The organism is Hydrogenophaga sp. FG152 (genome assembly GCF_057809615.1).
This window is the reverse complement of sequence record NZ_JBMDKH010000005.1, coordinates 201,817-225,669: the sequence shown is the minus strand read 5'-3', so window position 1 is coordinate 225,669 and position 23,853 is coordinate 201,817. Positions and strand designations below refer to the sequence as shown.

The window sequence follows — 23,853 nt, the reverse complement described above, 5'->3', positions numbered from 1 at the left end:
CATGTCCTTCTTCCGCCGCCCCGATTACCAATCCGACACGACGCAGTTCATCGAACAGCTCAAGGCCGGCAAGCCGGGGCTGGAGCAGTCGCAGCGCCAGGGGCGCGCCCTGTTGTGGGACAAGCAGATCGACCGTGAATTCCAGGCCAAGGCCGAGGCCGCCCGCGTGCCCCAGCAGCCCTACGTCTACCAGACCGGTTCCGACCTCGCCTGATCGTTCGTTTCCATGAGCGATCCGCACACGCTCAACGAGGCCCCGCAGGGGCTGGACGATGTCCTGCCATCGGTGGTGGACCACGTGGCGCTGGCGCGGCTCTACGGCGAACCGCTGTTCGCCATGCCGCGCGACCTGTACATCCCGCCGGACGCGCTGCAGATCTTCCTGGAGGCCTTCGAAGGCCCGCTGGACCTGCTGCTCTACCTGATCCGCAAGCAGAACTTCAACATCCTCGACATTCCAATGGCGGCGGTGACCCGCCAGTACCTCACCTACGTCGATGAGATCCGCGCCAGCAACCTGGAGCTGGCGGCCGAGTACCTGCTGATGGCGGCCATGCTGATCGAGATCAAGTCGCGCATGCTGCTGCCGCCCAAGAAGACGGCCGAGGGCGAGGAACCGGAAGACCCCCGAGCCGAACTGGTGCGCCGCCTGCTCGAGTACGAGCAGATGAAACTGGCCGCGCACCGCCTGGCCGACAGCCCGCAGTACGGTCGCGATTTCCTGCGCGCCCAGGTCTACGTGGAACAGGCCCTGGTGCCGCGCTTCCCCGACGTGAACGCGATCGACCTGCAAAGCGCCTGGCGCGACATCCTCAAACGCGCCAAGCTGGTGCAGCACCACAAGATCAGCCGCGAGGAGCTCTCGGTGCGCGAGCACATGAGCATCGTGCTGCGCCATCTGCAGGGCCGAAAATTCGTGGAATTCGGCGAGCTGTTCGACCCTTCGCTCGGCTCACCAGTGCTGGTCGTCACCTTCATCGCCATGCTCGAACTCGCCAAGGAAACGCTGATCGAGCTGACTCAGGCCGAGGCCTTCGCCCCCATCTACGTCCGTCTCGCCTACACCCCCGCATGACCGACCCCCATCGCCTCGACGTCCTCATCATCGGCAGCGGCCTGGCCGGTCTCACCGCCGCGCTGCACCTGGCCAAGACCCACCGCGTGGCGGTGATCACCAAGCGCGCGCTCAGCGACGGCTCGAGCAACTGGGCGCAGGGCGGCATTGCCGCCGTGCTGGCCGAGGGCGACAGCGTGGCCTCGCACGTGGAGGACACCCTGGTGGCCGGCGCTGGCCTGTGCGACCTGGAAGCCACGCAGTTCACGGTGGAGAACGCCCCGGCCGCCATCGCCTGGCTGCAGGAACTCGGCGTGCCGTTCTCGCTGGAAGACGGTGAACTGCACCTGACCCGCGAGGGCGGCCACAGCCACCGCCGCATCGTGCACGCGGCCGACGCCACCGGCGCGGCCGTGCAGGCCACGCTCATCGAGCGCGTGCGCGCAACGCCCGAGATCCAGCTGTTTGAGCACCACATGCTGGTCGACCTCATCACCGACCGCAAACACCCGGGCACCGATGGCCAGCCGCGCTGCTTCGGCGCCTACGTGCTGGACACCGAGCGCGACGAGGTCCTGACCTTCAGCGCCACCCACACCGTGCTGGCCACGGGCGGCGCGGGCAAGGTCTACCTCTACACCACCAACCCCGACACCGCGACCGGCGACGGCATCGCTGCGGCCTGGCGCGCCGGCTGCCAGGTGGGCAACATGGAGTTCATCCAGTTTCACCCGACCTGCCTGTACCACCCGCACGCCAAGAGCTTCCTCATCACCGAGGCGGTGCGCGGCGAAGGCGGCCACCTCAAGCTGCCGCCCCACCTGGGCAGCCGCCGCTTCATGCCCGACCACGACCCGCGCGCCGAACTCGCGCCGCGCGACGTGGTGGCGCGCGCGATCGACTTCGAGATGAAGAAGCACGGGCTGGACTGCGTGCACCTGGACATCTCGCACCAGCCGCCCGAGTTCCTGCGCGAGCACTTTCCCAACATCCTCGCACGCTGCGCCGAGCTGGGCATCGACATCACGCGCGAGCCGATTCCCGTGGTGCCGGCCGCGCACTACACCTGCGGCGGCGTGGTGACCGACCTGGCCGGCCACACCGACATCGCCGGCCTGTACGCGGTGGGCGAGACCACCTGCACCGGCCTGCACGGCGCCAACCGCCTGGCCAGCAACTCGCTGGTGGAATGCATGGTGTTCGCGCAAGGCGCGGTCAACGCGATCCGCAACGCCCCGGCGGCACCCGCCGCGCCGGCCGCGCCGCTGTGGGACGACAGCCGCGTGACCGACGCCGACGAGCAGGTCGTGATCTCGCACAACTGGGACGAGCTGCGCCGCTTCATGTGGGACTACGTGGGCATTGTGCGCACCAACAAGCGGCTGGAGCGCGCGGCGCACCGCATCGCGCTGCTGCAGCGCGAGATCCAGGAGTTCTACTCGCAGTTCCACGTCACGCGCGATCTGCTGGAGCTGCGCAACCTGGTGCAGGTGGCCGACCTGATCGTGAAGTCCGCCCTGCTGCGGCACGAGAGCCGTGGCCTGCATTTCAGCCGCGACTACCCCGGGCTGCTGCCCGAGGCGAAACCGACGATATTGGTCCCCCCCGCGCGCTGACGCGCACCCCCCCAGGGGGCGATGCCTGCGGCCTGGCAGAGCCAGTTCCGCGGCATCCTGGTTGGAGCGCTCCTACGCCGCGCCGATGTTCGGGACGAGAGCGCCCGGGTTCTGACCGTTGCGCTGCGCGGCCGTGAAGGCGAGCATGCGGTCGATCGGCCGGCGCGCCAGCGGGATCAGCGCCGGGTCGACGTGGATCTCGTTGAGGCCTTTTTCGAGGATCTGCGCCACGCCCGCCAGGCCATTCATCGCCATCCAGGGGCAGTGCGCGCAACTCTTGCAGGTGGCGCTGTTGCCGGCGGTCGGCGCCTCGATGAACACCTTGCCCGGGTTCTGCTGGCGCAGCATGTGCATCATGCCGTTGTCGGTGGCGACGATGAACTCGGGCGCGTCCAGCGTGCGCGCGGCCTTCAGGATGGCCGAGGTCGAGCCCACGGCATCGGCCAGCGCGATCACGTCGGCCGGGCTTTCCGGGTGCACCAGCACCTTGGCCTTGGGGTGCTCCTTCTTGAGCGCTTCGAGTTCGAAAGCCTTGAACTCGTCGTGCACGATGCACGAGCCGGTCCACATCACCATGTCGGCACCGGTCTCGCGCTGGATGTAGGCACCCAGGTGCTTGTCGGGCGCCCACAGGATCTTGTGGCCCTTCTCCTTGAGCGCCTGCACGATGTCGAGCGCGCAGCTGGAGGTGACCAGCCAATCCGAGCGCGCCTTCACGGCCGCGCTGGTGTTGGCATAGACCACCACGGTGCGGTCGGGGTGGGCATCGCAGAAGGCATTGAACTCGTCGATCGGGCAACCCAGGTCGAGCGAGCAGTTCGCATCGAGGTCGGGCATGAGCACGGTTTTCTCCGGGCTCAGGATCTTGGCGGTCTCGCCCATGAAGCGCACGCCCGAGACCACCAGCGTGGTCGCCGCGTGGTCACGGCCGAAACGAGCCATTTCAAGCGAATCGCTCACGATGCCACCGGTCTCGATGGCGAGGTCCTGCAGGTCGGGGTGCACGTAGTAGTGCGACACCATCACCGCGTTGCGCTCCTTCAACAGCTGGCGGATGCGCTCCTTGAGCGCGGCGCGCTGCTTCGGGCCGGGCTCGACCGGCACGCGCGCCCAGGCATGCTGCGTGGGGCAGGCCGGCTGTTCGTATTCCACGTCGATGACGGAAGGGTCTGCGGTGTTCATGGGGTCGTTGTGTCTCGGAGTTCCGACGCCTCAGAGCGTCTGGAAACGCATGGAAAAGTCGGTGGCCTTGACGTCCTTGGTGAGGGCGCCGACAGAGATGCGGTCGACCCCGGTTTCTGCAAGGGCCCGCACGGTGTCCAGGTTCACGCCACCGGAGATTTCGAGGATCGCGCGGCCGGCGTTGAGCCGCACCGCCGCCTGGAGCGTGGGAATGTCCATGTTGTCGAGCAGCACCATGGTGGCGCCGCAGGCCAGGGCTTCTTCAAGCTGGGCCAGGGTCTCCACCTCGATCTCGACGAAACGCGCCTGGGGCGCGGTCTCGCGCACTCGCTGCAGCACATGGGCCACGCCACCGGCCGCGGCGATGTGGTTTTCCTTGATCAGCACCGCGTCGTACAGGCCGATGCGGTGGTTCACGCCGCCGCCGGTCTTCACCGCGTACTTCTGGGCCAGGCGCAGGCCCGGCAGGGTCTTGCGCGTGTCCACGATCTGCGCGCGCGTGCCGGCCACGGTGTCGACGAAGGTGGCGGTCTTGGTGGCCACGGCCGAGAGCAGCTGCAGGAAGTTGAGCGCGGTGCGCTCGGCCGTTAGCAGCGCCTGCGCGCGGCCCTCGATGGCGAGCACGGTCTGGTTGGCCGCGCAGCGCTGGCCTTCGCCCACGTGCCAGGTCAGCCTGGCCTGCGGGTCGAGCGCGCGCACGGCGGCTTCCACCCAGGGCGTACCGCAGATCACGGCCGCTTCACGCGCCAGAATGCGGGCCTGCGCGGGGCGCTGCGCGTCCACCAGTGCGGCGGTCAGGTCACCCGCGCCCACGTCTTCGGCCAGCGCCAGCGCCACGTCGCGCCGGGCCAGCTCCTGCACGTCGGCCTGGGTGAATTCAGAGAGGTGTTTCATGGGGCGCAAGCATAGCGGTTTGGTCTATAGTGCCCGATTCTCACCCACCCCCAACCCCTGCGGGATTTCCAGATGAGCACCCCCACAAACCCCACGCCCATGGCCACCCCCTATGGCACACTGCCCGCGGCCTCGCCCCTGCCCCAGCGTAAGCCGGTGAGCCTGCCCCGGCTGAACGAGCTGCGCGAGCGTGGCGAGAAGATCACCATGCTGACCGCCTACGACGCGACCTTCGCCGCCGTGGCCGACGCCGCCGGCGTGGAATGCATCCTGGTCGGTGATTCGCTGGGCATGGTGTGCCAGGGCCTGGCCAGCACGGCCGGCGTGACGCTGGAGACCATGGCCTACCACGTGGAGAGCGTGGCGCGCGGCCTGCGCCGCGTGCAGGGCACGGCCTGGCTGCTGGGCGATCTGCCGTTCGGCAGCTACCACGAGTCCAAGGAACAGGCGATGCGAAGCGCGGCGCAGCTGGTGCACGCGGGCGCCCACATGATCAAGCTCGAGGGCGGTGGCTGGACGGCCGAGACCGTGCGTTTCCTGGTGGAGCGCGGCATCCCCGTGTGCGCCCACCTGGGCCTGACCCCGCAGACCGTTCACGCTCTGGGCGGTTACCGCGTGCAGGGCCGTGGCGACGCGGCCGCGCTCACGCTCAAACGCCACGCGCTGGAGCTGCAGGACGCAGGCGCCACCATGCTGGTGCTCGAGATGGTGCCCGCCGCGCTGTCGGCCGAGATCACCGGCCAGTTGCCGCATTGCCACACCATCGGCATCGGCGCGGGCAAGGGCACGGCCGGTCAGGTGCTGGTGATGCACGACATGCTCGGCGTCAACCTGGGCAAGAACCCGAAGTTCGTGCGCAACTTCATGGAAGGCGCCAGCAGCGTGCGCGACGCCATGGCCGCCTACGTGACCGCTGTGAAGGACGGCAGCTTCCCCGACGACAGCCTGCACGCCTGGTAAATCAACGATCCACCCATGAAACTCGTTCACACCATCGAAGAGTTGCGCGCCACGCTGCGGCCCTTCAACGCGCCTGCCCTCGTGCCCACCATGGGCAACCTGCACGACGGCCACCTGGATCTGGTGCGCGCCGCCAAACCCCTGGGCGACGTGACCGTGGCCAGCATCTTCGTCAACCGCCTGCAGTTCGCGCCGCACGAGGACTTCGACACCTACCCCCGTACCCTGCAGGCCGATTGCGACAAGCTCGCCGCGGAAGGCTGCGACGTGGTCTTCGCCCCATCGGAAAAGGAGCTGTACCCCGAGCCCCAGGGTTTCAAGGTGCAGCCGCCTGCCGAGCTGGCCGACATCCTCGAAGGCCATTTCCGGCCTGGTTTCTTCACCGGGGTCTGCACCGTGGTGATGAAGCTGTTCCAGTGCGTGCTGACCGAGGGCAAGGGCCCGCGCCACGCGGTCTTCGGCCAGAAGGACTACCAGCAGCAGATGGTGATCCGCCGCATGGCGCAGCAGTTCGCCCTGCCGGTGACCATCGTGAGCGTGCCCACGCAGCGCGCGGCCGATGGCCTGGCGCTGAGTTCGCGCAATGGTTACCTGAGCGAGGCCGAGCGCGCCGAGGCGGTGCAGCTCTCGCTGGCCTTGCGGGCGCTGGGGCGCGACGCCCTGGCCGCCGCCGATGGCCTGGCGCGGCACCTGCCGGGGCTGGAAGAACGCGCCATGAAGGCCCTGGCCGCGCGCGGCTGGCAGCCCGACTACCTCACCGTGCGCCGCCGCGCCGACCTGCAGGCGCCGCAGGCCGGCGACCCCCTGGTGGTGCTGGGCGCCGCGCGCCTGGGCAAGACACGCCTGATCGACAACTTCGAAATCTGAGTTCCCGGAGGTCTGCCATGCTGCAACTGCGCCCCAATTGCGAATGCTGCAACCGGGACCTGCCCAACGAAAGCACCGAAGCGCGCATCTGCACCTTCGAATGCACGTTCTGCAGCGACTGCGCCGACACCCGGCTCAACCACACCTGCCCCAATTGCGGCGGTGAACTGGTGCGCCGCCCACGCCGGCCGGCGGCGGCGCTGGCGCGGCATCCGGCCTCGACCGAGCGCGTGCTCAAGCCGGAAGGCTGCGCGTCAGCGGCGGCCTAGAGGCCTTCTTCTTTCGGGTCGCGCCCCATGAGCGCGGCCACGGCCTGCGCTGGCTTCAGGCGGCCCTCGATCAAGGCGACCACGCCCTCGCTGATCGGCATGTCCACGCCCAGCAGGCGCGCGCGCTGCACCGCGGTGCGCGCGCTGTACACCCCCTCGGCCACGTGGCCCAGCGAGTCCACCGCCTGCTGAAGGCTCATGCCCTGCGCCAGCAGCTGGCCGACACGGCGGTTGCGCGAGAGATCGCCGGTGGCGGTGAGCACCAGATCGCCCAGGCCCGACAGGCCCATGAAGGTCTCGGCGCGCGCGCCGAGGGCCAACCCCAGGCGCGTCATTTCGGCCAGGCCGCGCGTGATCAGCGCGGCGCGCGCGTTCAGGCCCAGGTCCAGGCCATCGCACAGGCCGGTGGCGATGGCCAGCAGGTTCTTCACCGCGCCACCCACCTCCACGCCCACGATGTCTTCGTTGGCGTACACGCGCAGCGTGGGGCTGTGGAACGCGGCCACCAGCATGTCGCGCACGCTGGCGTGTTCGCTCGCGGCCACCAAGGCGGTCGGTTGGCCTCGCGCCACTTCCTGCGCGAAGCTCGGGCCGCTGAGCACACCGGCCTTGAGCCGTGGCGCCACCTGGGCGCGCACCTCATGGCCCAGCAGGCCATGGTGGCCCTCGCGCGGTGCCTCGAAACCCTTGCATAACCAGGCCACGGGCGCGGGATGCGATGCCAGCAGCTGCAACATGCCGCGCAGGCCCGACATGGGCGTGCCGATGATCAGCAGGTCGGCCTCGGCCAAGACCTTCGAGGACGCATCCAGCGGACCGGCATCGATGCCCACCGAGGGCGGCAGGGCCACGCCCGGCAGGTAGCGCCGGTTCTCGCGCTGCGCGCGCATGTCATCGGCCTGCCGCGCATCGCGCGCCCACAGCGTCACCTGGCGGAACTCGCCGCCCTGGGCGGTCGCGCCGACGGCCAGGGCGGTGCCCCAGGCACCCGCTCCGAGCACGACGATGTTCATGGGTCCCCCGCGAGAGGACTTACTGCGTGACGATGCGCGGTGCGTCGTCGGCGGCTTGCGCCTGCTGCTGCTCGTACATGGCCTGGAAGTTGATCTCGGCCAGGTGCACCGGCGGGAAACCGCCGCGCTGGACGATGTCGGCCACGTTGCTGCGCAGGTAGGGGTAGACGATCTGCGGGCAGGCGATGCCCATGATCGGGCCCATCTGGTCCTGCGGCAGGTTGCGGATCTCGAAGATGCCGGCTTGTTTGGCCTCGACCAGGAACACCGTCTTGTCCTTGATCTTGGTGGTCACCGTGGCGGTGACGCAGACCTCGTACACGCCATCGGCCACCGGGCTGGCTTCCACGCCGAGCTGGATGTCCACCGTGGGCTGCTCCTGCTCCAGCAGGATGGCCGGGGAATTGGGTTGTTCCAGGGACGCTTCCTTGAGGTAGACGCGCTGGATCTGGAAGATGGGGTCCTGGTTTTCTGCCATGGTGGTGTCTCGAAAGATTCGGGGAGGAAAAAACAAACCCGCCGGGGATCGAAGTCCCTGCGGCGGGCACTGCCGGGATTATGTCAGCCCGGCAAGGCGGCTTCGTGACTCAGGCCTGCAGCATCGGCACCAGGCCGCCGCGCCCGTCGAGCGCGTGCAGGTCGTCGCAGCCGCCCACATGGGTGTCCCCGATGAAGATCTGCGGCACGCTGGTGCGCCCGGTGAGCTGGGTCATCTGGGCGCGCAGTTCGGGCTTGCCGTCCACATACACCTCTTCCAGGTCGGACACGCCCCGCCGGTCGAGCAGGGCCCGGGCCCGGCTGCAGTAGGGGCAGTACGCGCTGGTGAACATCTTGACCTTGGCCATGCGGAAATCCTGTCGAACCCGATGAAGAACAAGCCCCGATGATCAGGCTTTTTCCACGGGCAGGTTGGCGGTGCGCCAGGCACCCATGCCGCCGGTCAGGGCATGTGCGTTCTCGTAACCCAGCTTCTTGGCGATGGCCACGCCCTTGTTCGCGTTCGCGCCATTGGCGCACACGAAGATCAGCGGCAGCGCCTTGTTCTTGACCGTGGTGGGCAGCTTGGCCTCCAGGTCGGCCAGAGGCAGGTTTTTCGCGCCGATCACGTGACCCGACGCAAAACCCTCGGCGTCGCGCACGTCCACCACCACCGCCTTGTCGCGGTTCATAAGCTGCACGGCCTCGGTCGTGTTGAGCGACCCCGCGCGACCGCCGGCAGAGGCCAGCGGCCAGAGCAGGAAGGCCCCCGACGTGATGGCCACGGCAATCAGAACCCAGTTTTCGATGAAGAAACTCACAGATACACCTTTCGAGTAAGCCCGGGATTTTAGAATGCTTGGCTGTGCCGCGCCGGCCACATCCCGGTGGCACCTCTCCCGACAGGCCGGTTGGCCCGGCTTGTGATCTCCCCGTCCGTCCCCATTTCCGCTCTTCAACGCACGCCCTGCCCATGTACAAACTCGTCCTGATTCGCCATGGCGAATCCACCTGGAACCTGGAAAACCGCTTCACCGGCTGGACCGACGTGGACCTCACCGCCACCGGGCTGGAGCAGGCCAAGAACGCCGGCCGTCTGCTCAAGGCCGAGGGTTACGACTTCGACCTGGCCTACACCAGCGTGCTCAAGCGCGCCACGCGCACCTTGTGGCACGCGCTGGACGAGATGGACCGCACCTGGTTGCCGGTGGTGCACAGCTGGCGCCTCAACGAGCGCCACTATGGTGCATTGCAGGGCCTGAACAAGGCCGACATGGCCAAAAAGTACGGCGACGAGCAGGTGCTGGTCTGGCGGCGCAGTTACGACACGCCGCCGCCCGCCCTGGAGGCCACGGACCCGCGCAGCGAGCGCGGCGACCGGCGCTACGACCGCCTCAAGCCCGAAGAAATCCCGCTCACCGAGTGCCTCAAGGACACGGTGGCACGTGTCTTGCCCTTCTGGAACGAAGCCATGGCACCGGCCATCAAGGCCGGCAAGCGGGTGGTGGTGGCGGCGCATGGCAACAGCATCCGCGCCCTGGTGAAGTACCTCGACGGCATTTCCGACAACGACATCGTGGGCGTGAACATCCCTAACGGCATTCCACTGGTGTACGAACTCGACGCGGATCTGAAACCGATCCGGCATTTCTACCTGGGCGATGCCGAGGCGGCGGCGAAGGCCGCGGCGGCGGTGGCGGCGCAGGGCAAGGCCTGAAACCGGCGATCCGTCACGGCAACCCCGGGAATACCACTGTGGAGCCCCGGGAACCGAAGCATCGCGCCATGCTCCAAGGTGTATATTGACCCGAGAGGGTCCCGCAGGCCCTGCACGGGCTTTTTTACTGGGGTATTTCGATGGCAAAACAGGTGAGTCACAAGCTGAAGATTGCAGGCTGGGTGGCCATTGGCGTGGTCGCCGGCGCGCTGACCACGGTGCAGTTGCAGGCGGTTGCGCGTGGTGCGCTGGCCCCGTTGCCGCTGGAAGAGCTGCAGCAGCTCGCCGCCGTCTTCGGCATGGTCAAGAGCGACTATGTGGAGCCGGTGGACGAGAAGAAGCTCATCTCCGAAGCCATTTCGGGCATGGTCGCGAGTCTGGACCCGCATTCGCAGTATTTCGACAAGAAGTCGTTCAAGGAATTCCGCGAAGGCACCAGCGGGCGCTTCGTTGGCGTGGGCATTGAGATCACGATGGAGGACGGCCTGGTCAAGGTGGTCTCGCCCATCGAGGACTCCCCCGCCTTCCGCGCCGGCCTCAAGACCGGCGACCTGATCACCAAGATCGACGACACCCAGGTCAAGGGCCTGAGCATCAACGACGCCGTCAAGCTCATGCGCGGCGAGCCGCGCACCAAGGTGCTGCTCAACATCTACCGCAAGGACGAGAACCGCAGCTTCCCCGTGACGATCACGCGCGAGGAAATCAAGACGCAGAGCGTGAAGTCGCGCGTGGTCGAACCCGGCTACGCGTGGGTGCGCGTGTCGCAGTTCCAGGAGCGCACGATCGAGGACTTCGCCCGCAAGATGGAAGACATCTACAAGGCGGACCCCAACCTCAAGGGCATCGTGCTTGACCTGCGCAACGACCCGGGCGGCCTGCTCGACGCGGCCGTTGCCCTCTCCGCCGCCTTCCTGCCCGAAAATGTGACCGTGGTCTCCACCAACGGCCAGCTCGAGGACAGCAAGTTCACCTACAAGGCCATTCCGCAGCACTACCTGCGCCGCGGTGGCACCGACCCCATCAAGCGCTTGACCGACAACACGCAGGGTGCACTCAAGCGCGTGCCGCTGGTGGTGCTGGTCAACGAAGGCTCGGCTTCGGCCAGCGAAATCGTGGCCGGCGCCCTGCAGGACCACAAGCGCGCCACCATCCTGGGCAGCCAGACCTTCGGCAAGGGCTCGGTGCAGACGGTGCGTCCGCTGGGCCCCGACACGGGCCTCAAGCTCACCACGGCGCGCTACTACACGCCGTCGGGCAACTCCATCCAGGCCAAGGGCATCGTGCCCGACGTGATGGTCGATGAAACGCCCGAAGGCAACGTGTTCGCCGCGCTGCGCACGCGCGAAGCCGATCTGCAGAAGCACCTGAACAACGGCACCGAAGCCGTCAAGGGCGACCAGGGCATGACCGACGCCCAGCGCGCCGCCGAGCAGCAGCGCGACGAGGCCCGCGAAGCCGCGCGCAAGCGCCTGGAAGAGGAAGCCAAGAAGAACCCGAACCAGCGCCTCGTGCCCGAGTTCGGCACCGACAAGGACTTCCAGCTGACGCAGGCGCTCAACCAGCTCAAGGGCCAGCCGGTGCTGATCAGCAAGACGCTGTCGGTGCGCACCGAAGAGAAAAAAGAAAACTGATGGATGCCGCGGGCGGTGACCGCCTGCGGCAAGACCCTTGGACGACGCCCAGCTCCTGCGCTATTCGCGCCACATCCTGCTCAACGAACTCGGGGTCGAAGGCCAGGAAGCGCTGTTGGCCTCGCACGCGCTGGTGATCGGCGCGGGCGGCCTGGGCTCTCCAGTGGCGCTCTACCTGGGCAGTGCCGGTGTCGGCCACATCACGCTGGTGGACCACGACACCGTGGACGAGACCAACCTGCAGCGGCAGATCGCGCACAACCTGGCGCGTTTGGGCCACCTCAAGGCCGAATCGGCGCGCGAGGCGATCGCTGCCATCAACCCGGACGTGCGCGTCACCACCGTCACCCAGCGGGCCGATGCGGAACTGCTGGACCAGCTGGTGTCACAGGCCGACGTGGTGCTGGACTGCACCGACAACTTCGCCACCCGCCACGCCATCAACCGCGCCTGCGTGAATCACCGCAAGCCGCTGGTGTCGGGCGCGGCGATCCGCATGGATGGCCAACTCAGCGTGTTCGATCCCCGCACCCCGGGCAACCCGTGTTACGCCTGTGTGTTCCCCGAGGACGCTGGTGTGGAGGAGGCCCTGTGCGCCACCATGGGTGTGTTCGCGCCGCTGGTGGGCATCGTGGGCACCATGCAGGCGGCCGAGGCGCTCAAGCTGCTGACCGGCCTGGGCTCGCGCCTCACGGGCAAGCTGCTGATGATCGATGGACGAGACCTGGCCTTCACACCGATCTCGCTGCCGCAGAACCCGCAATGCGCGGTCTGCGGCCAGGCCCACTGAAGCCTTTCGTCAATCGGGCCGCGGACAGGGCCCGTGGCGCTGGCGGAACTCGCGCGGCAACTCGGCCGAGGCATCGGCGAACAGACCCTTGCGGCCCCGCCTGGCACGCGCCTCTTCGGCCTGGAACGGCCCCAGGCTGCGGCGCCAGCGGTAGGACCAGGCTTGGCCTTGCGCCACCATCCAGGCGGCGATGTCGTCGTCCTGGTGCGTGAGTCTGGCCAGCCCACGGCCGTAGTCGTCGTGATGGCGCACGCTGACCGCCACCACCTGGTTCAACACCCGCCGGGCCAGGGCATCGCGCGAGGCCGTGCCGCCGGCCTGGCAGATCTCGGGCGCGTCGATGCCATCGAGGCGCAGCTTGCGGTAACGGCCTCCGTCCAGGGGCTTGACCCACAGCGTGTCGCCATCGAACACGCGGCTGACCCGGGCGGCGTACACCGTGGGCTCATCCGCCGCGTGCAGCGCCCCGGCGCTCGCCAGCGCCAGGACGGCGCAGAAAAGCGCCCGCCTCAACCCTTCTTGCCACCCAGCACCAGCAGCACCGCGCCGACCACGATGGCGCCGACACCGGCCCACACCGGCACGTTGACGGTTTCCTTCTGCTTCACCGACAGTTCCAGCGGCCCCAGCTTCACGGCTTCCGTGTCCTTGGTGTAGCTGAAGCTGCCATACACCAGACCGAGCACACCGGCGACGATGAGCACGATACCGACCAGCTTGGCTGCATTCATGGGGATTTCCTCGAAGGCTTGTGCTTCCGCCAGTCGACCCGAGTGTCGGCGGCGCAGCGCAAGCGTCCATGATGCACCAAGTGCGGGCCCGCAGAGCGCGCCTTGGCTCAGTTGCTAAGGACTTCCCCGGCAATCAGGCCCGCGCCCAGCCCGCCCGCCGCGGCCCCTCCGCCGCCGCCCCCTCCACCACCTCCTGCACCGCCTCGGCCACCGGTACCGCCGCCGCCCCCTTCACCGTCCCCCCGCCCGCGCGGTGCGGCGCGCCCCGGCCCCGAGGTCGGCAACAGCAGGGTGATCGGAATGGGCTCGAGCCCGAGCTGGCGGCGCAGGTCGGAGCGCAGGGCTTCCACCAGGGGCTGGAAGTCGGGCGACTCGCCGCGCTTGAGCGCGGTGGCGCAGGCCGCGGCCAATTCGACCTGAGGCAGAGAGCCGAACAGCACGATCTCGGCCAGCGTTTCCTCCATCTGCGTCGAGTGCTCGACCGTGGCCGGCGAGAAAGACCCCGCCAGCGCACGGTACGCGGCCACCAGCGATTTCAGGCGCTCGGTTTCCTGGCGGTTCTCGCGCTGGCGCCGCTGCTGCACCCGCTGCATCACGAGCACGCGGATCACCAGCAGCACGATGGCAACGCCCAGCGAGGCCAGCAGGGTGAGTGGCAGGGCTCCGACGTCGGTCAGGCTCACGGTGCGGCCTCGGGCGCGGCCAGGGCTTTTTGCAAGCGCTCGCGCAGGGCTTCGTACTCGGGTCGGTGGCGGGCCTTGAGGCGCCGCAGGCCGGCCTCGACCATGTCCACCTGGGTCGCCGCGTCCTCGGCTTTGATGCGCTCGACCTCGGCCTGGATCTTCTGCAACCGCTGGCGCGCCTCGCGGCCGGCCGGGGTGCGTGGCGGCGTCTGCACGGCCATGTCGAGCAGCAGTTCGGTGATCAGCCCAAGTTGGCGCCCATAGGTCGCCACCTCGAAGGCCTTGCGCTCGATCACCGGATCGCCCGACGCGGTGTCGATGCCGTCAAAGAACCACTGGGTGCGGGGTTCGATGCGCTGCGCCACATCGCCGCTGAAGGGCAACTGCAGCTGCGGCGCCCACAGAAAGAGCCAAGGGTACATGGGAGTCCTCCTGAAACACGGAAGACAGCTTACCCGGATGTCATCAAGGCCGTGTAGCGGCGCTGCATCTCCTCCGTGGTCACCTCCTCGATGGCGTGGCCGATCAGCCAGCGGTGACCGAAGGGGTCGCGCACGACGCCGGAGCGTTCGCCGTAGAACGCGTCCTGCGCCTCGCGCTCGAGCGTCGCCCCGGCCTTCAGGGCCTGCTCGATCATGCGGTCGGCGTTGTCCACGTGCAGGTGGATGGACACGGGCGTGGCGCCGATGGCTGAGGCCGAGCGGATGCCGTATTCCGGGTACTCGTCGCTGAGCATGACGGTCATCGGGCCGAAGGCCATCTCGGCGTGGCCAACGCGACCCCCCGGTTCGGTGAGGCGGAACTTCTCGGTCGCGCCGAAAGCGTTCCCGTAGAACGCGATGGCGGCCTTCGCGTCGGACACGCAAAGGTAGGCGAACACTTCTTCGATCTTCATGGCTTCACCTCGTTGGACAGGAAGGGACAGGGGCCGCATCTTCCGCGGGCCTCAGACGGCCGTATAGAAAAAAATTGACCTCAGCCGCCCCCCATCGGCAGGTGGTTCGTGTCGGCCCCCATGCGCTCGCGGTACGCGAGTGGCGTGACGCCGCTGAAGGCCAGGAACTCGCGGTTGAAATGCGACTGGTCGCTGTAGCCCAGGTCTGCCGCCAGCCCCGCCAGGGACAGCGCGGGATTCGAGCGCAGGATCGGCAGCACGCGCTGGAAACGCAGCACGCGCAGGTAGGTCTTGGGCGCCAGGCCCACGCCCTGGCGGAACAGCTGCAGGAAGCGGCGGTGGCTGAAACCGCTGTCCCGCACGGCGGCCGCCACCGACACCCCACCCCGGAACTGCGCCAGCGCGCCGGCCACCGCGGGATGCAGGCCCTGCACGCGCGGCAGGCGCGCCGCGAGCGCGGCCTCGAACACGGTCAACCGGTCCTGCGGCGTGCGCAGGGCCAGCAGCCGCTCGCGCAGTCGATGTGCCTCAGCGCCCCACAGCGCGTCCAGCGGGGTGTGGCGTTCGGCCAGCTCGTCGGCGGTCACGCCACCGAACAGGCATTGGGCCGCACCGGGGCGCAGCACCGCGCCCACGGAGCAGGAAGGTGCGAGCAACTCCCGCAGGTAGAACCTCGAGCGCGTGCCGCCCACCAGCGACGGGGCCACCGTCTGCGCGCGGTCGCCGCTGCCGGCATCGGCGATGCGCAGCGGGTGATCGGAGAGCCGGATGACGAGGTGCATCGCCCCGCTGGGCAAGGCGTGCTCGCGCCATGGGGTGGCGTAGCGCACCTCGCCCGGGTCCTCGCTCGCCCACAGCTGCGCCACGAAAGGGCGCAGGGCGGGCGAAGGCAGGCGCAGCAGCGACATGGTGAACGGCGGTTGTACCCCATCGCCACCGCGCGCTCAAGGCGCCGGCCGTCAGGCGGCGGCGGTCGGGCTGAGCAACGCGTCCAGGCGGCGCAGGCCGGCCACGGTCTGCAGGCAGGCCTGCGCGGCCTCGGTGCCCTTGACGGCAAAGTGGCGCAGGAAGTACTTGCGGTGCTCGGCGTGTTCGTGGAAGTGGTGCGGCGTGAGCACGGCCGAGATCATCGGCACGCTGGTGTCGAGCTGCACGTCCATGAGCGCCTGCACCACGGTCTGCGAAACGAAGTCGTGGCGGTAGATGCCTCCGTCGACCACCAGCGCGCTGCCGACGACGGCGGCGTAGCGGCCGGAACGGGCCAGTCGCTGGGCATGCAGCGGGATCTCGAAGGCGCCGGGCACGTCGAACACATCGATGGCGTCGGCGCCGAAGCCGCCTTGCGCCATTTCGGCGAAGAAGGCATCGCGCGCCTGGTGCACGATGTCGGCGTGCCAGGACGCCTCGACGAACGCGAAGCGCAGGCCGGCGGGCAGGTGGAGGTGGTGGGAAGACTCGGTCTGATTCATGGTGTCCTCGGAAAAAGGAGGGGCCAACAAATCAGGGCGCACAAGCGCACGCGCCGCCGGCGCGCGGGCGCGCACGGGGGTGCCTGGCTCGCGCTCTCTTTCATCCGGACTGTCAAGCGGGTCGGTCAGACCCGCTTCTTACCGTCGGTCCCGGGATCCCACCGGGTCTGCTGACCCCACGCGCTGGACGAACCGGCGCCTGGGCGCTCGCGGCACTCGTGCGGTCGTGTCGCCACGCCGCCATCACCGCCGGTGGGGAGTTTCACCCCGCCCTGAGAACGCTTGTGTCCGGCACAGGGCCGGACCCGACGAATTCTAGGCAGTGCCGAAATCCCGCGCTGTCGCACGGGTACCAACCCGTCAGGCCGTGACGATCCAGCCTTCGAGCGGGTCGAACACCGGCAGGCCCCAGCGCGGCACGCCGGCGCGGTGCTGCTGCTCGGCCCAGGCCGCCTGCAGCAGGCAGAGCACGGCGTCCAGCCGGTCGCCGCTGGCATCGTCGGCCAGCGCGTCGCGCTGGGCGTGCGTGAGCCGCAGGCGCAGGCCCACGGCCTGCAGCAGCGGGGCCTGGCCGTTCTCCAGCGCGTTGATCAGCGTCTTGCGCGCGATCAGGCGCTCGGGCGTCTGCTTGGCCTTGTCGTCGCTCTTGTACGAGGCCGGGCCCAGCACACTGCGCGCGACCAGGCCCGGGTAGGCCTCCAGCCCCACGCGGCTGCCGTCGCCCTCGAACAGGCCCGGCAGGGTGACGCCGGCGGCGATCAGGCGCGGCACGCCAGCGTGCAGCATGAAGGCCACCGGCGGGTTGACCCATTTCATGCTCGGGCTGGAGCCGGCCGGCCCATCGGTGGCGCGGTGCGCGAACTTGCCGCCCACCGGCCGCGCATCGCAGAAGGCAGCGAAGGCCTCGCGGATCGACTCGCGGCTCAGGCCCTTGTAGTGCGCCATGCAGGCCGCCCAGTCGGTCGGCCAGCCCAGAGTGGTGACCAGTTCGCGCGGCAGGCCGAACGGCAGGTCGAAGCCGCCCACCCAGCGCCCCGGTGCCGCCAGGCGCTGGCTCCAGGCGTCGAGCGTCTCGAAGTGCGCCACGCCCTCGAGCACCACGCGACCCCGGTCGGCCCGGCCCACGGCGAGCGTGATCGGTTTGCGCCGGCTCGGTGCGCTGCTGAAATCGCAGCCCAGCAGCTGCCAGCCCGATGCCTCGCTCATGCCACTCAGCCCAGCGCCAATGCGGTCACACCGGCCGCAATGCACAGGGCACCGAGGATGCGCGCCGCGCGGTCGCCCTCGCCCAGCAGGTGGCCGCCGATCAGCGCCGCGAACAGCATGGACACCTCGCGCGCCGGCGCCACGTGCGACAGCGGCGCCTCGCGCATGGCGTACAGCACCAGCACATAGGCAATGGGGCTGACCACCGCCACCAGCAACGCATAGCGCCACTGCACGCGCCACAGCTGCCGGGCGGTGGGGATGTCGCGCAGCACGGCCGGGGCGAGCAGGCCCAGGCGCACGAAATTGCCCATGTAGTCGATCAGGATGGGCGACATCAGCAGCACTTTGACCGCGTAGCCGTCCACCACCGTGTAGGCCGCGATGAACACGCCCGTGAGCAAGCCGTAGACCATGCCCTTGTGCACGCGGCGGCGCGCCACCGGATCGTGCGCGGCACGCAGCAGGCCCGGGCCGCCGGCGATCAGGAACACACCGCCCACCACCCCCGCGATGCCCAGGGCACCGAGGGCCGAGATGCGCTCGCCCAGGAACACGATGGCCACGAGCGAAGACAGCAGCGGCCCCGAGCCGCGCGCCATGGGATAGACCACGGTGAGGTCGGCCTTGCGGTAGCCACGCAGCAGGATCACGTAGTAGAAGACGTGCAGCACGCCGCTGGCGACCACGAAACCCCATTCGGTGGCCCCCCAGCGCGGCACCTCCTCGCGGCCCAGCCACCAGCCCAGCGGCGCCCAGACCAGCATCATGAGGAAGGCGTTGAAAAACGCAAAACGCGCATCGCCCGCGGCCTTCTTGGCGACGATGTTCCAGCCGGCGTGGATCAGGCCGGCCAGCACGATGAGACAGAACGCGTTCAGCGACATGCAGCGTCAGAAGGGAAGCCCAACCCAAGGGGCACCGAGGGGTCCGGCTCCGCCGGCCCCAGGTGCCGTCCCCCCTCGAAGCGCCGAAGGCGCGCCACGGAGGGGGGAAGCCGCGCAGCGGCGCAGGGGGGAGATCCTCAAGCTCTGCCGATGATGCTGGCCGTGGCCATCAACTCCTCCAGAAGGGCCAGCGACACCTGGCCCGAGACGGCGTAGGGATCGAACTCGGGGCGCTCGGAGTACTTCAGCACGATGGAGGTGTTGAGCTTGGAGAGGTTGACCTGGCCCATGGTCCAGCCACCGAAGCGGCGCTCGGTGATCTCTTCGTAGTGCAGCAGCACCACCTCGGTGTGGCGCGGGTCGGCCACGATGTGGCTGTAGAGGTCGTTCACCGCGTTGCGGCCGCCCTCGATGGCTTGCAGGAACACGCCGCCGCCGTAGCAGAGCACACCGGTGATGCCGTTGCCCAGGTTGTGCGAGCGCGATGACTCCAGGATGGATTCGATGGCTTTGGCGCAGTCCTTGTCGACAGCGCGGCTGACGTAGAGCAGGCGTACCAGCATGATGGGCCTCAGGATTGACGGGGGATGAGGGCGAGGAATTCGCGGCGCAGGTTGGGGTCTTTGAGGAACACGCCGCGCATGACCGAGTTGATCATCTTGCTGTTCATGTCCTTGACCCCGCGCCAGGCCATGCAGTAGTGGCTGGCCTCCATCACCAGCGCCAGGCCGTCGGGCTGGGTCTTCTCCTGGATCAGGTCGGCCAGTTGCACCACGGCCTCTTCCTGGATCTGCGGGCGGCCCATGATCCATTCGGCCAGGCGCGCGTACTTGGACAGGCCGATCACGTTGGTGTGCTCGTTGGGCATCACGCCGATCCAGATCTTGCCGATGACCGGGCAGAAGTGGTGGCTGCAGGCGCTGCGCACGGTGATCGGGCCGACGATCATCAGCTCGTTGAGGTGCTCGGCGTTGGGGAACTCGGTGATGCTCGGGGCCTTCACGTAACGGCCGTTGAACACCTCCTTGAGGTACATCTTGGCCACGCGGCGCGCGGTGTCGCCGGTGTTGTGGTCGTTCTCGGTGTCGATGACCATGGCATCGAGCACGCCCTGCATCTTCTCGGTCACTTCGTCGAGCAGCTTCTCCAGCTCGCCGGGCTGGATGAACTCGGCGATGTTGTCGTTGGAGTGGAAGCGCTGGCGCGCGGCCTTCACGCGCTCGCGGATCTTGACGGAAACGGGCACGCCGTGGTCGTCGTCAGGGGGGGCTGCGGAGGTCATGTCGGATGCGGTTTTCGTCAGCATTGGGGCATGCTAACACCGGACCTCCCGGGGGTACCCGGCCTGGGGGCATTGGGCGCCGGGACTCAGCCGGCCTTGCTGGCCAGCAGTTGCTCGAGGTCTTGCAGGGTGTTGGCCTCGTGCAGCGGCTTGTCGTCGCGGATGCGCTGCATGCGCGGAAAGCGCAGCGCCACGCCGCTCTTGTGGCGCGAACTGCGCGCGATGCCCTCGAACGCCAGCTCGAACACCAGCGTGGGCCGCACGCTGCGCACCGGGCCGAACTTCTCCAGCGTGTTCTGGCGGATCACCGCATCGACCGCCTTGAACTCCTCGTCGGTCAGACCCGAATAGGCCTTGGTGAAGGCCACCAGCTGCAGGCCCTCGGGGTCGGCCGGGCGGCGCTGCGCGATCGCCTCGACAACCCCCTGCGCCTCGGCGGCGTCCACCGGGGGGCGGTTCCACACCGCGAAGGTGTAGTCGGTGTAGACCGAGGCGCGGCGGCCGTGGCCGGCCTGGGCGTAGATCAGCACGCCATCGATCGTCAGCGGATCGATCTTCCATTTCCACCATGCCAGCAGACCCGGGCCGTCGCCGCGTTTCTGCCGGCCGGTGCCGTAGGCGCTGGCGCGGTGCTTGAGCATCAGGCCCTCCACGTCGAGCGACCGCGCCTGCGCGCGCCAGCGGGCCAGCGTGGCCCAGTCCCCGCCCGGCACCCGGGGCGAGAGCCACAGGCGCGGGCCGGGCGTGGCGTTGAGCGTGGCGGCCAGGGCCTCCAGGCGCAGGCGGCGTTCGTGCTGCGGCAGCTGGCGCAGGTCATCGTGGCCGGCCTCGAGCAGGTCGTAGGCCATGAAGCTGACCGGCGCCTCGGCCAGCACCTTGGGGCCCAGGGTCTTGCGGCCGATGCGCTGCTGCAACAGGGCGAAGGGTGCGGGGCCGCCCGGTCTTTCGCTGCCGGGCAGCCGGGGCTTGGCCGGGTCGCCGTCGTCCCACACCAGGATTTCGCCGTCCAGCACGGTGCCGTCCGGCCAGCGCTGCGCGAGCGCCTGCAGCTCGGGGAATCGCTCGCTCATCAGTTCCTCACCGCGCGACCACACCCACACCTGCCCGGCGCGTTTGACGATCTGGCCACGGATGCCGTCGAACTTCCACTCGGCCAGCCAATCGCTTGCGGGGCCCAGGCGGGCCTCCATGGTCTGGGCCGGGCCCGCGCTCGCTATCTCCATGGCCAGGAGATCGCCGTCCGCCTCCGCGCTCAAGGGACTGGCCAGGAAGAAAGGATAGGGCTGGCTCGGGTCGCGGCCGCCCCGCGCCTCGCCTTGCGGCTCGGCCGGCGCCACCAGCGCGCGGTACAGGGCGGGCGTGGGCGAGCGTTTGCTGTCGGTGAAGCCCATCATGCGCGCGGCCACCAGCTTGGCGTCCAGCCCGGCGTGTGCGGCGATCGCGCGCTGCACCAGCAGCTTGCTCACGCCGACGCGAAAGCCTCCGCCCACCAGCTTGACGAGCAGGAAACGCCCTGCGGCATCGAGCTCGCGCCACCAGGCGCCCAGGGCCATGGCCACGGCTTCGTCCCCTTGCCCGCGCAGGGGCAGCAGCCGCTCTTCCATCCACTCGCTCAACCGGGTCTGCATGTTTTCGGCCTGCTGCGGGAGGGGCAACACCAGCGCGATGGTTTCGGCCAGGTCGCCCACCGCCTGGTAGCTGGCCTCGAACAACCACTCCGGCAGGCCCGAGGCGGCGATCGCCTGCGCGCGCAATTGCGCCGTCTTGACGAGCTGGCGCGGCTTCCCGCCAGCCAGGAAATACACCGCCCAGGCCGCGTCGGCATCGTCCACCTCGGCCAGGTAGCGGCGCAGCGCGGCGACCTTGGCGTTGGTCGCGGTGGTCGCGTCCAACTCGTCGAACAGGGCCGCGAAGCGTTTCATGCGCCGGTGGCCTCGGTCTCGTCGCCGTACTCGGTGTCGAAGCTCTCGGCCTGCAGGCCCTGCTCCTGCAGGTAGCGCACCAGCACCGGCACGCTGCCGTGCGTGACGATGACCCGCTCGGCCCCGCTGGCACCGATGGCGCTGAGCAGGCCGGGCCAGTCGGCGTGGTCGCTGAGCACGAATCCGCGGTCCAGGCCACCGCGCCGCCGCCAGCCGCGCACCTGCATCCAGCCACTGGCAAAGGCGTCGGAGAAATCGCCGAAGCGCTTGATCCAGGGCGTGCCCAAGGCGGAGCCCGGGCACAGCACCAGCGCGCGACGGAAGGTGGCGGGGTCGCTCACATCGCTCACCTGCAGCGTGTCGGGCAGCACGACGCCGGCGGCGCGGTAGGCGCGGTTCAGCGGTTCGACCGCGCCATGGCACACGATGGGTCCGATGGACGCGTCCACCCCGGCCAGGATGCGCTGCGCCTTGCCCAGGCTGTAGCAGGAGAGCACGCTGGCGCGGCCGGTCTCGGCGTTGTCCTGCCACCAGCGGTTGATCTGGCCGAACAACTCGGCATCGGAGCGCCAGCGGTAGATCGGCAGGCCGAAGGTGGACTCGGTGATGAAGACGTCGCAGCGCACCGGTTCGAAGGGCGCGCAGGTGCGGTCGGGCACGGCGCCGGCCGACGTGGTGCGGTAGTCGCCGCTGGCCACCCACACGCGCCCCTGGTGCTCCACCCTCACTTGCGCCGAGCCCAGCACGTGGCCGGCTGGGTGCAGCGAGATGCGCACACCGTGGTGCTCCACCGTCTCACCGTAGGCAAGCCCCTGAAGCTTGATGTCAGCCCCCAGCCGCGCGCGCAGCAGGCCTTCGGACACCGCCGTGGCCAGGTAGTGCGCGTGGCCGGTGCGGGCGTGGTCAGCGTGGGCGTGCGTGATGACGGCGCGCTCGACACGGCGCCAGGGGTCGATGTAGAAGTCACCCGGCGGGCAATACAGCCCTTCGGGCCGCTGGACGATCAGGTCGTCTGGCATGGGGCTGCCCTAATACCGGTGACCCGTCACGAACAGCGTGGCCCGCATGATGGCGAACGCAATGCGATCCAGCTGCCGCTGCACCCAGGGACGCCGGTTCAGGGCGCCCGTGTCGAGCAACTGGCCGGTGTGCTGCACCAGGCCATCGAGGTAGCTGTGCAGCAAGCCGGAGAAGCGCCGGTCGTTGGTCATCACATTGGCCTCGCGCGCCAGCAGCATGGACAGCGGATCGAGGTTGGTGGAGCCCACGGTGGACCAGCGCCGGTCCACCACCGCCACCTTGGCGTGCAGCGCGCTGGGCGCGTACTCGTGGATCTCGATGCCCGCGTCCACCAGCCGCTGGTACACCGGGCGCGCCGCGCGGTACTGCAGGAAATGCTCGTAGCGCCCCTGCAGCAGCAGGCGCACGCGCACGCCGCGCGCGGCGGCCATCGTGAGCGCGCGGCGCAGCTTGCGCCCGGGAATGAAATAGGCGTTGGCGATCACCACCTCCTGGCGCGCCTCGCCGATGGCTTTGAGGTACGCGCGCTCGATGTCGTGCCGGTGGGTCACGTTGTCGCGCAGCAGCAGCGTGGCGCGCGCGCCGTCCACCCCCAGTGGCGAAGGCGCGGATTCGCCGTAAGGGCCCTCTACCCTGGCCTCCTCCTGGGCCTCGGCCAGGGCCTCGATCTTCTGCAGCAGGCGGGAGAAATCGCCCACCGGGCGCGAGGCCCGCAGCGCATCCCACGCGGCTTTGAACTCGCGCTGGCGCACGCGCCGCGCGGCCAGGGTGCGCCACCAGAGCTGCTCCATGGTCTCGACCATGTCCTCCACCAGCGGGCCGGCCACGCGCAGCGCGAAGTCCAGCCGCGGCGCGGTCAGGCGGCCGAGCGCCACGTCGTCCTGGTCGTCGATGATGTTGATGCCACCACAGAAGCCCACCACGCCGTCGACCACACAGAGCTTTCGGTGCAGGCGGCGCCAGTTGCGCGGCACCAGCAGGCCGAGCCGGCCCAGCGGGGCGTAGATGCGCATCACCACGCCGGCCTCGGCGAAGCGGCGCTGCCACTCCTGGGGCACCACGGGCGTGCCCACGCCGTCGATGAGCAGGCGCACCGCCACGCCACGCCGCGCCGCGCGCTCCAGCGCCTCGGCCACGCGCAGGGCCGAGCCCGCGAACTCGAAGATGTAGGTCTCCAGGTGCACCACCATGCGCGCCGCGTCCATCGCTTCGACCAGGGCGGGGAAGAACTCCACGCCGCCTTGCAACAACAGCAGCTGATGGCCCCTTCGCATGGGCGCGTGCC

General features: G+C 69.1%; 29 protein-coding genes and 1 riboswitch. Of the genes, 9 read left to right on the top strand and 20 right to left on the bottom strand.

Features of this window, described 5'->3' with window-relative positions; translation table 11 throughout:
- The first annotated feature begins 1 nt into the window (after position 1).
- The 3 genes from ACODTB_RS08470 to nadB are packed head-to-tail and all read left to right on the top strand — an operon-like array spanning position 2 to position 2,670.
- A complete protein-coding gene (locus ACODTB_RS08470) occupies positions 2-214 on the top strand; it encodes a DUF3460 family protein (protein ID WP_291115013.1) in 213 nt (70 codons plus the stop codon).
- A 12-nt stretch (positions 215-226) separates the two neighbouring features.
- A complete protein-coding gene (locus ACODTB_RS08465) occupies positions 227-1,075 on the top strand; it encodes a segregation and condensation protein A (protein WP_291115011.1) in 849 nt (282 codons plus the stop codon).
- Positions 1,072-2,670 carry an L-aspartate oxidase gene (gene nadB, locus ACODTB_RS08460; protein WP_488929244.1) on the top strand — a complete coding sequence of 533 codons (1,599 nt, stop codon included), beginning with the start codon at positions 1,072-1,074 and terminating at the stop codon, positions 2,668-2,670. The genes ACODTB_RS08465 and nadB overlap by 4 nt, the downstream gene beginning before the upstream one ends.
- Before the next feature lie 72 nt (positions 2,671-2,742).
- On the opposite strand, the gene nadA is transcribed toward nadB, so the two are convergent.
- Positions 2,743-3,852, bottom strand: a complete 1,110-nt coding sequence (gene nadA, locus ACODTB_RS08455) for a quinolinate synthase NadA (RefSeq protein ID WP_291115007.1) — start codon at positions 3,850-3,852, stop codon at positions 2,743-2,745.
- A 30-nt stretch (positions 3,853-3,882) separates the two neighbouring features.
- Complete coding sequence (nadC, locus tag ACODTB_RS08450; protein ID WP_291115005.1) at positions 3,883-4,746, bottom strand: carboxylating nicotinate-nucleotide diphosphorylase; 864 nt, start codon at positions 4,744-4,746, stop codon at positions 3,883-3,885.
- 72 nt (positions 4,747-4,818) lie between these two features.
- On the opposite strand from nadC, the gene panB reads away from it, so the two are divergent.
- From panB to ACODTB_RS08435, 3 genes are read left to right on the top strand one after another with little or no spacing between them, the layout of a single operon-like run.
- Positions 4,819-5,706, top strand: a complete 888-nt coding sequence (gene panB, locus ACODTB_RS08445; RefSeq protein WP_291115003.1) for a 3-methyl-2-oxobutanoate hydroxymethyltransferase — start codon at positions 4,819-4,821, stop codon at positions 5,704-5,706.
- Between the two features lie 15 nt (positions 5,707-5,721).
- Positions 5,722-6,573, top strand: coding sequence for a pantoate--beta-alanine ligase (gene panC / locus ACODTB_RS08440; RefSeq protein WP_291115001.1), 852 nt, complete (start codon positions 5,722-5,724; stop codon positions 6,571-6,573).
- Between the two features lie 17 nt (positions 6,574-6,590).
- Positions 6,591-6,842: a DUF1272 domain-containing protein gene (locus tag ACODTB_RS08435; RefSeq protein ID WP_291114999.1), complete on the top strand. Its 252-nt coding sequence runs from the start codon at positions 6,591-6,593 to the stop codon at positions 6,840-6,842.
- On the opposite strand, the gene ACODTB_RS08430 is transcribed toward ACODTB_RS08435, so the two are convergent.
- The 4 genes from ACODTB_RS08430 to ACODTB_RS08415 all read right to left on the bottom strand — a co-directional run bounded on the left by ACODTB_RS08430 (position 6,839) and on the right by ACODTB_RS08415 (position 9,153).
- Positions 6,839-7,855: an NAD(P)H-dependent glycerol-3-phosphate dehydrogenase gene (locus ACODTB_RS08430; RefSeq protein ID WP_488929243.1), complete on the bottom strand. Its 1,017-nt coding sequence runs from the start codon at positions 7,853-7,855 to the stop codon at positions 6,839-6,841. The two genes, ACODTB_RS08435 and ACODTB_RS08430, sit on opposite strands and share 4 nt — an antisense overlap.
- A gap of 19 nt (positions 7,856-7,874) precedes the next feature.
- A complete protein-coding gene (gene secB, locus ACODTB_RS08425; protein ID WP_291114995.1) occupies positions 7,875-8,333 on the bottom strand; it encodes a protein-export chaperone SecB in 459 nt (152 codons plus the stop codon).
- Between the two features lie 109 nt (positions 8,334-8,442).
- Positions 8,443-8,700, bottom strand: a complete 258-nt coding sequence (grxC, locus tag ACODTB_RS08420) for a glutaredoxin 3 (RefSeq protein WP_291114993.1) — start codon at positions 8,698-8,700, stop codon at positions 8,443-8,445.
- Between the two features lie 42 nt (positions 8,701-8,742).
- Positions 8,743-9,153 (bottom strand): rhodanese-like domain-containing protein, encoded by a 411-nt coding sequence (locus ACODTB_RS08415; RefSeq protein WP_291114991.1) that lies wholly within the window; start codon positions 9,151-9,153, stop codon positions 8,743-8,745.
- A gap of 152 nt (positions 9,154-9,305) precedes the next feature.
- Here ACODTB_RS08415 and gpmA point away from each other — a divergent pair, with 152 nt between their 5' ends.
- The 3 genes from gpmA to ACODTB_RS08400 all read left to right on the top strand — a co-directional run bounded on the left by gpmA (position 9,306) and on the right by ACODTB_RS08400 (position 12,473).
- Positions 9,306-10,049: a 2,3-diphosphoglycerate-dependent phosphoglycerate mutase gene (gene gpmA / locus ACODTB_RS08410; RefSeq protein WP_291114989.1), complete on the top strand. Its 744-nt coding sequence runs from the start codon at positions 9,306-9,308 to the stop codon at positions 10,047-10,049.
- Between the two features lie 152 nt (positions 10,050-10,201).
- Entirely contained in the window at positions 10,202-11,683 is a 1,482-nt protein-coding gene (locus ACODTB_RS08405; protein WP_291115037.1) for a S41 family peptidase, read from the top strand.
- A gap of 37 nt (positions 11,684-11,720) precedes the next feature.
- Positions 11,721-12,473, top strand: a complete 753-nt coding sequence (locus tag ACODTB_RS08400; RefSeq protein WP_291114987.1) for a HesA/MoeB/ThiF family protein — start codon at positions 11,721-11,723, stop codon at positions 12,471-12,473.
- A 9-nt stretch (positions 12,474-12,482) separates the two neighbouring features.
- Here the strand turns inward: ACODTB_RS08400 and ACODTB_RS08395 are convergent, their stop codons facing one another.
- The 14 genes from ACODTB_RS08395 to clsB all read right to left on the bottom strand — a co-directional run bounded on the left by ACODTB_RS08395 (position 12,483) and on the right by clsB (position 23,842).
- Complete coding sequence (locus ACODTB_RS08395; RefSeq protein ID WP_291114985.1) at positions 12,483-12,986, bottom strand: thermonuclease family protein; 504 nt, start codon at positions 12,984-12,986, stop codon at positions 12,483-12,485.
- Positions 12,983-13,204, bottom strand: coding sequence for a hypothetical protein (locus ACODTB_RS08390; protein WP_291114983.1), 222 nt, complete (start codon positions 13,202-13,204; stop codon positions 12,983-12,985). Before ACODTB_RS08390 ends, ACODTB_RS08395 begins: the two co-directional genes overlap by 4 nt.
- A gap of 107 nt (positions 13,205-13,311) precedes the next feature.
- Complete coding sequence (locus ACODTB_RS08385) at positions 13,312-13,887, bottom strand: preprotein translocase subunit YajC (RefSeq protein ID WP_291114981.1); 576 nt, start codon at positions 13,885-13,887, stop codon at positions 13,312-13,314.
- Entirely contained in the window at positions 13,884-14,309 is a 426-nt protein-coding gene (locus ACODTB_RS08380) for a hypothetical protein (RefSeq protein ID WP_291114979.1), read from the bottom strand. Before ACODTB_RS08380 ends, ACODTB_RS08385 begins: the two co-directional genes overlap by 4 nt.
- Positions 14,310-14,338: 29 nt before the next feature.
- Positions 14,339-14,782, bottom strand: coding sequence for a VOC family protein (locus ACODTB_RS08375; RefSeq protein WP_291114977.1), 444 nt, complete (start codon positions 14,780-14,782; stop codon positions 14,339-14,341).
- Positions 14,783-14,862: 80 nt separating this feature from the next.
- The gene (locus ACODTB_RS08370) at positions 14,863-15,690 is read right to left on the bottom strand and encodes an AraC family transcriptional regulator (protein WP_291114975.1); all 828 of its coding nucleotides are present in this window, start codon (positions 15,688-15,690) and stop codon (positions 14,863-14,865) included.
- A 51-nt stretch (positions 15,691-15,741) separates the two neighbouring features.
- Entirely contained in the window at positions 15,742-16,251 is a 510-nt protein-coding gene (locus tag ACODTB_RS08365; RefSeq protein ID WP_291114972.1) for a 6,7-dimethyl-8-ribityllumazine synthase, read from the bottom strand.
- 88 nt (positions 16,252-16,339) lie between these two features.
- A riboswitch (FMN riboswitch) is annotated at positions 16,340-16,535 on the bottom strand.
- A 76-nt stretch (positions 16,536-16,611) separates the two neighbouring features.
- Positions 16,612-17,457, bottom strand: a complete 846-nt coding sequence (locus ACODTB_RS08360) for a DUF429 domain-containing protein (protein WP_291114970.1) — start codon at positions 17,455-17,457, stop codon at positions 16,612-16,614.
- 5 nt (positions 17,458-17,462) lie between these two features.
- On the bottom strand, positions 17,463-18,344 hold the full coding sequence (locus ACODTB_RS08355; protein WP_291114968.1) for an EamA family transporter: 882 nt from the start codon (positions 18,342-18,344) through the stop codon (positions 17,463-17,465).
- 137 nt (positions 18,345-18,481) lie between these two features.
- Positions 18,482-18,907: a BLUF domain-containing protein gene (locus ACODTB_RS08350; RefSeq protein WP_291114966.1), complete on the bottom strand. Its 426-nt coding sequence runs from the start codon at positions 18,905-18,907 to the stop codon at positions 18,482-18,484.
- 8 nt (positions 18,908-18,915) lie between these two features.
- Positions 18,916-19,650 carry a GTP cyclohydrolase I gene (gene folE / locus ACODTB_RS08345; RefSeq protein ID WP_488929242.1) on the bottom strand — a complete coding sequence of 245 codons (735 nt, stop codon included), beginning with the start codon at positions 19,648-19,650 and terminating at the stop codon, positions 18,916-18,918.
- A 62-nt stretch (positions 19,651-19,712) separates the two neighbouring features.
- Positions 19,713-21,548, bottom strand: coding sequence for an ATP-dependent DNA ligase (locus ACODTB_RS08340; RefSeq protein ID WP_291114962.1), 1,836 nt, complete (start codon positions 21,546-21,548; stop codon positions 19,713-19,715).
- On the bottom strand, positions 21,545-22,567 hold the full coding sequence (locus tag ACODTB_RS08335) for a ligase-associated DNA damage response exonuclease (protein ID WP_291114960.1): 1,023 nt from the start codon (positions 22,565-22,567) through the stop codon (positions 21,545-21,547). Before ACODTB_RS08335 ends, ACODTB_RS08340 begins: the two co-directional genes overlap by 4 nt.
- Before the next feature lie 9 nt (positions 22,568-22,576).
- Positions 22,577-23,842: a cardiolipin synthase ClsB gene (clsB, locus tag ACODTB_RS08330; RefSeq protein WP_291114958.1), complete on the bottom strand. Its 1,266-nt coding sequence runs from the start codon at positions 23,840-23,842 to the stop codon at positions 22,577-22,579.
- Positions 23,843-23,853 lie beyond the last annotated feature (11 nt).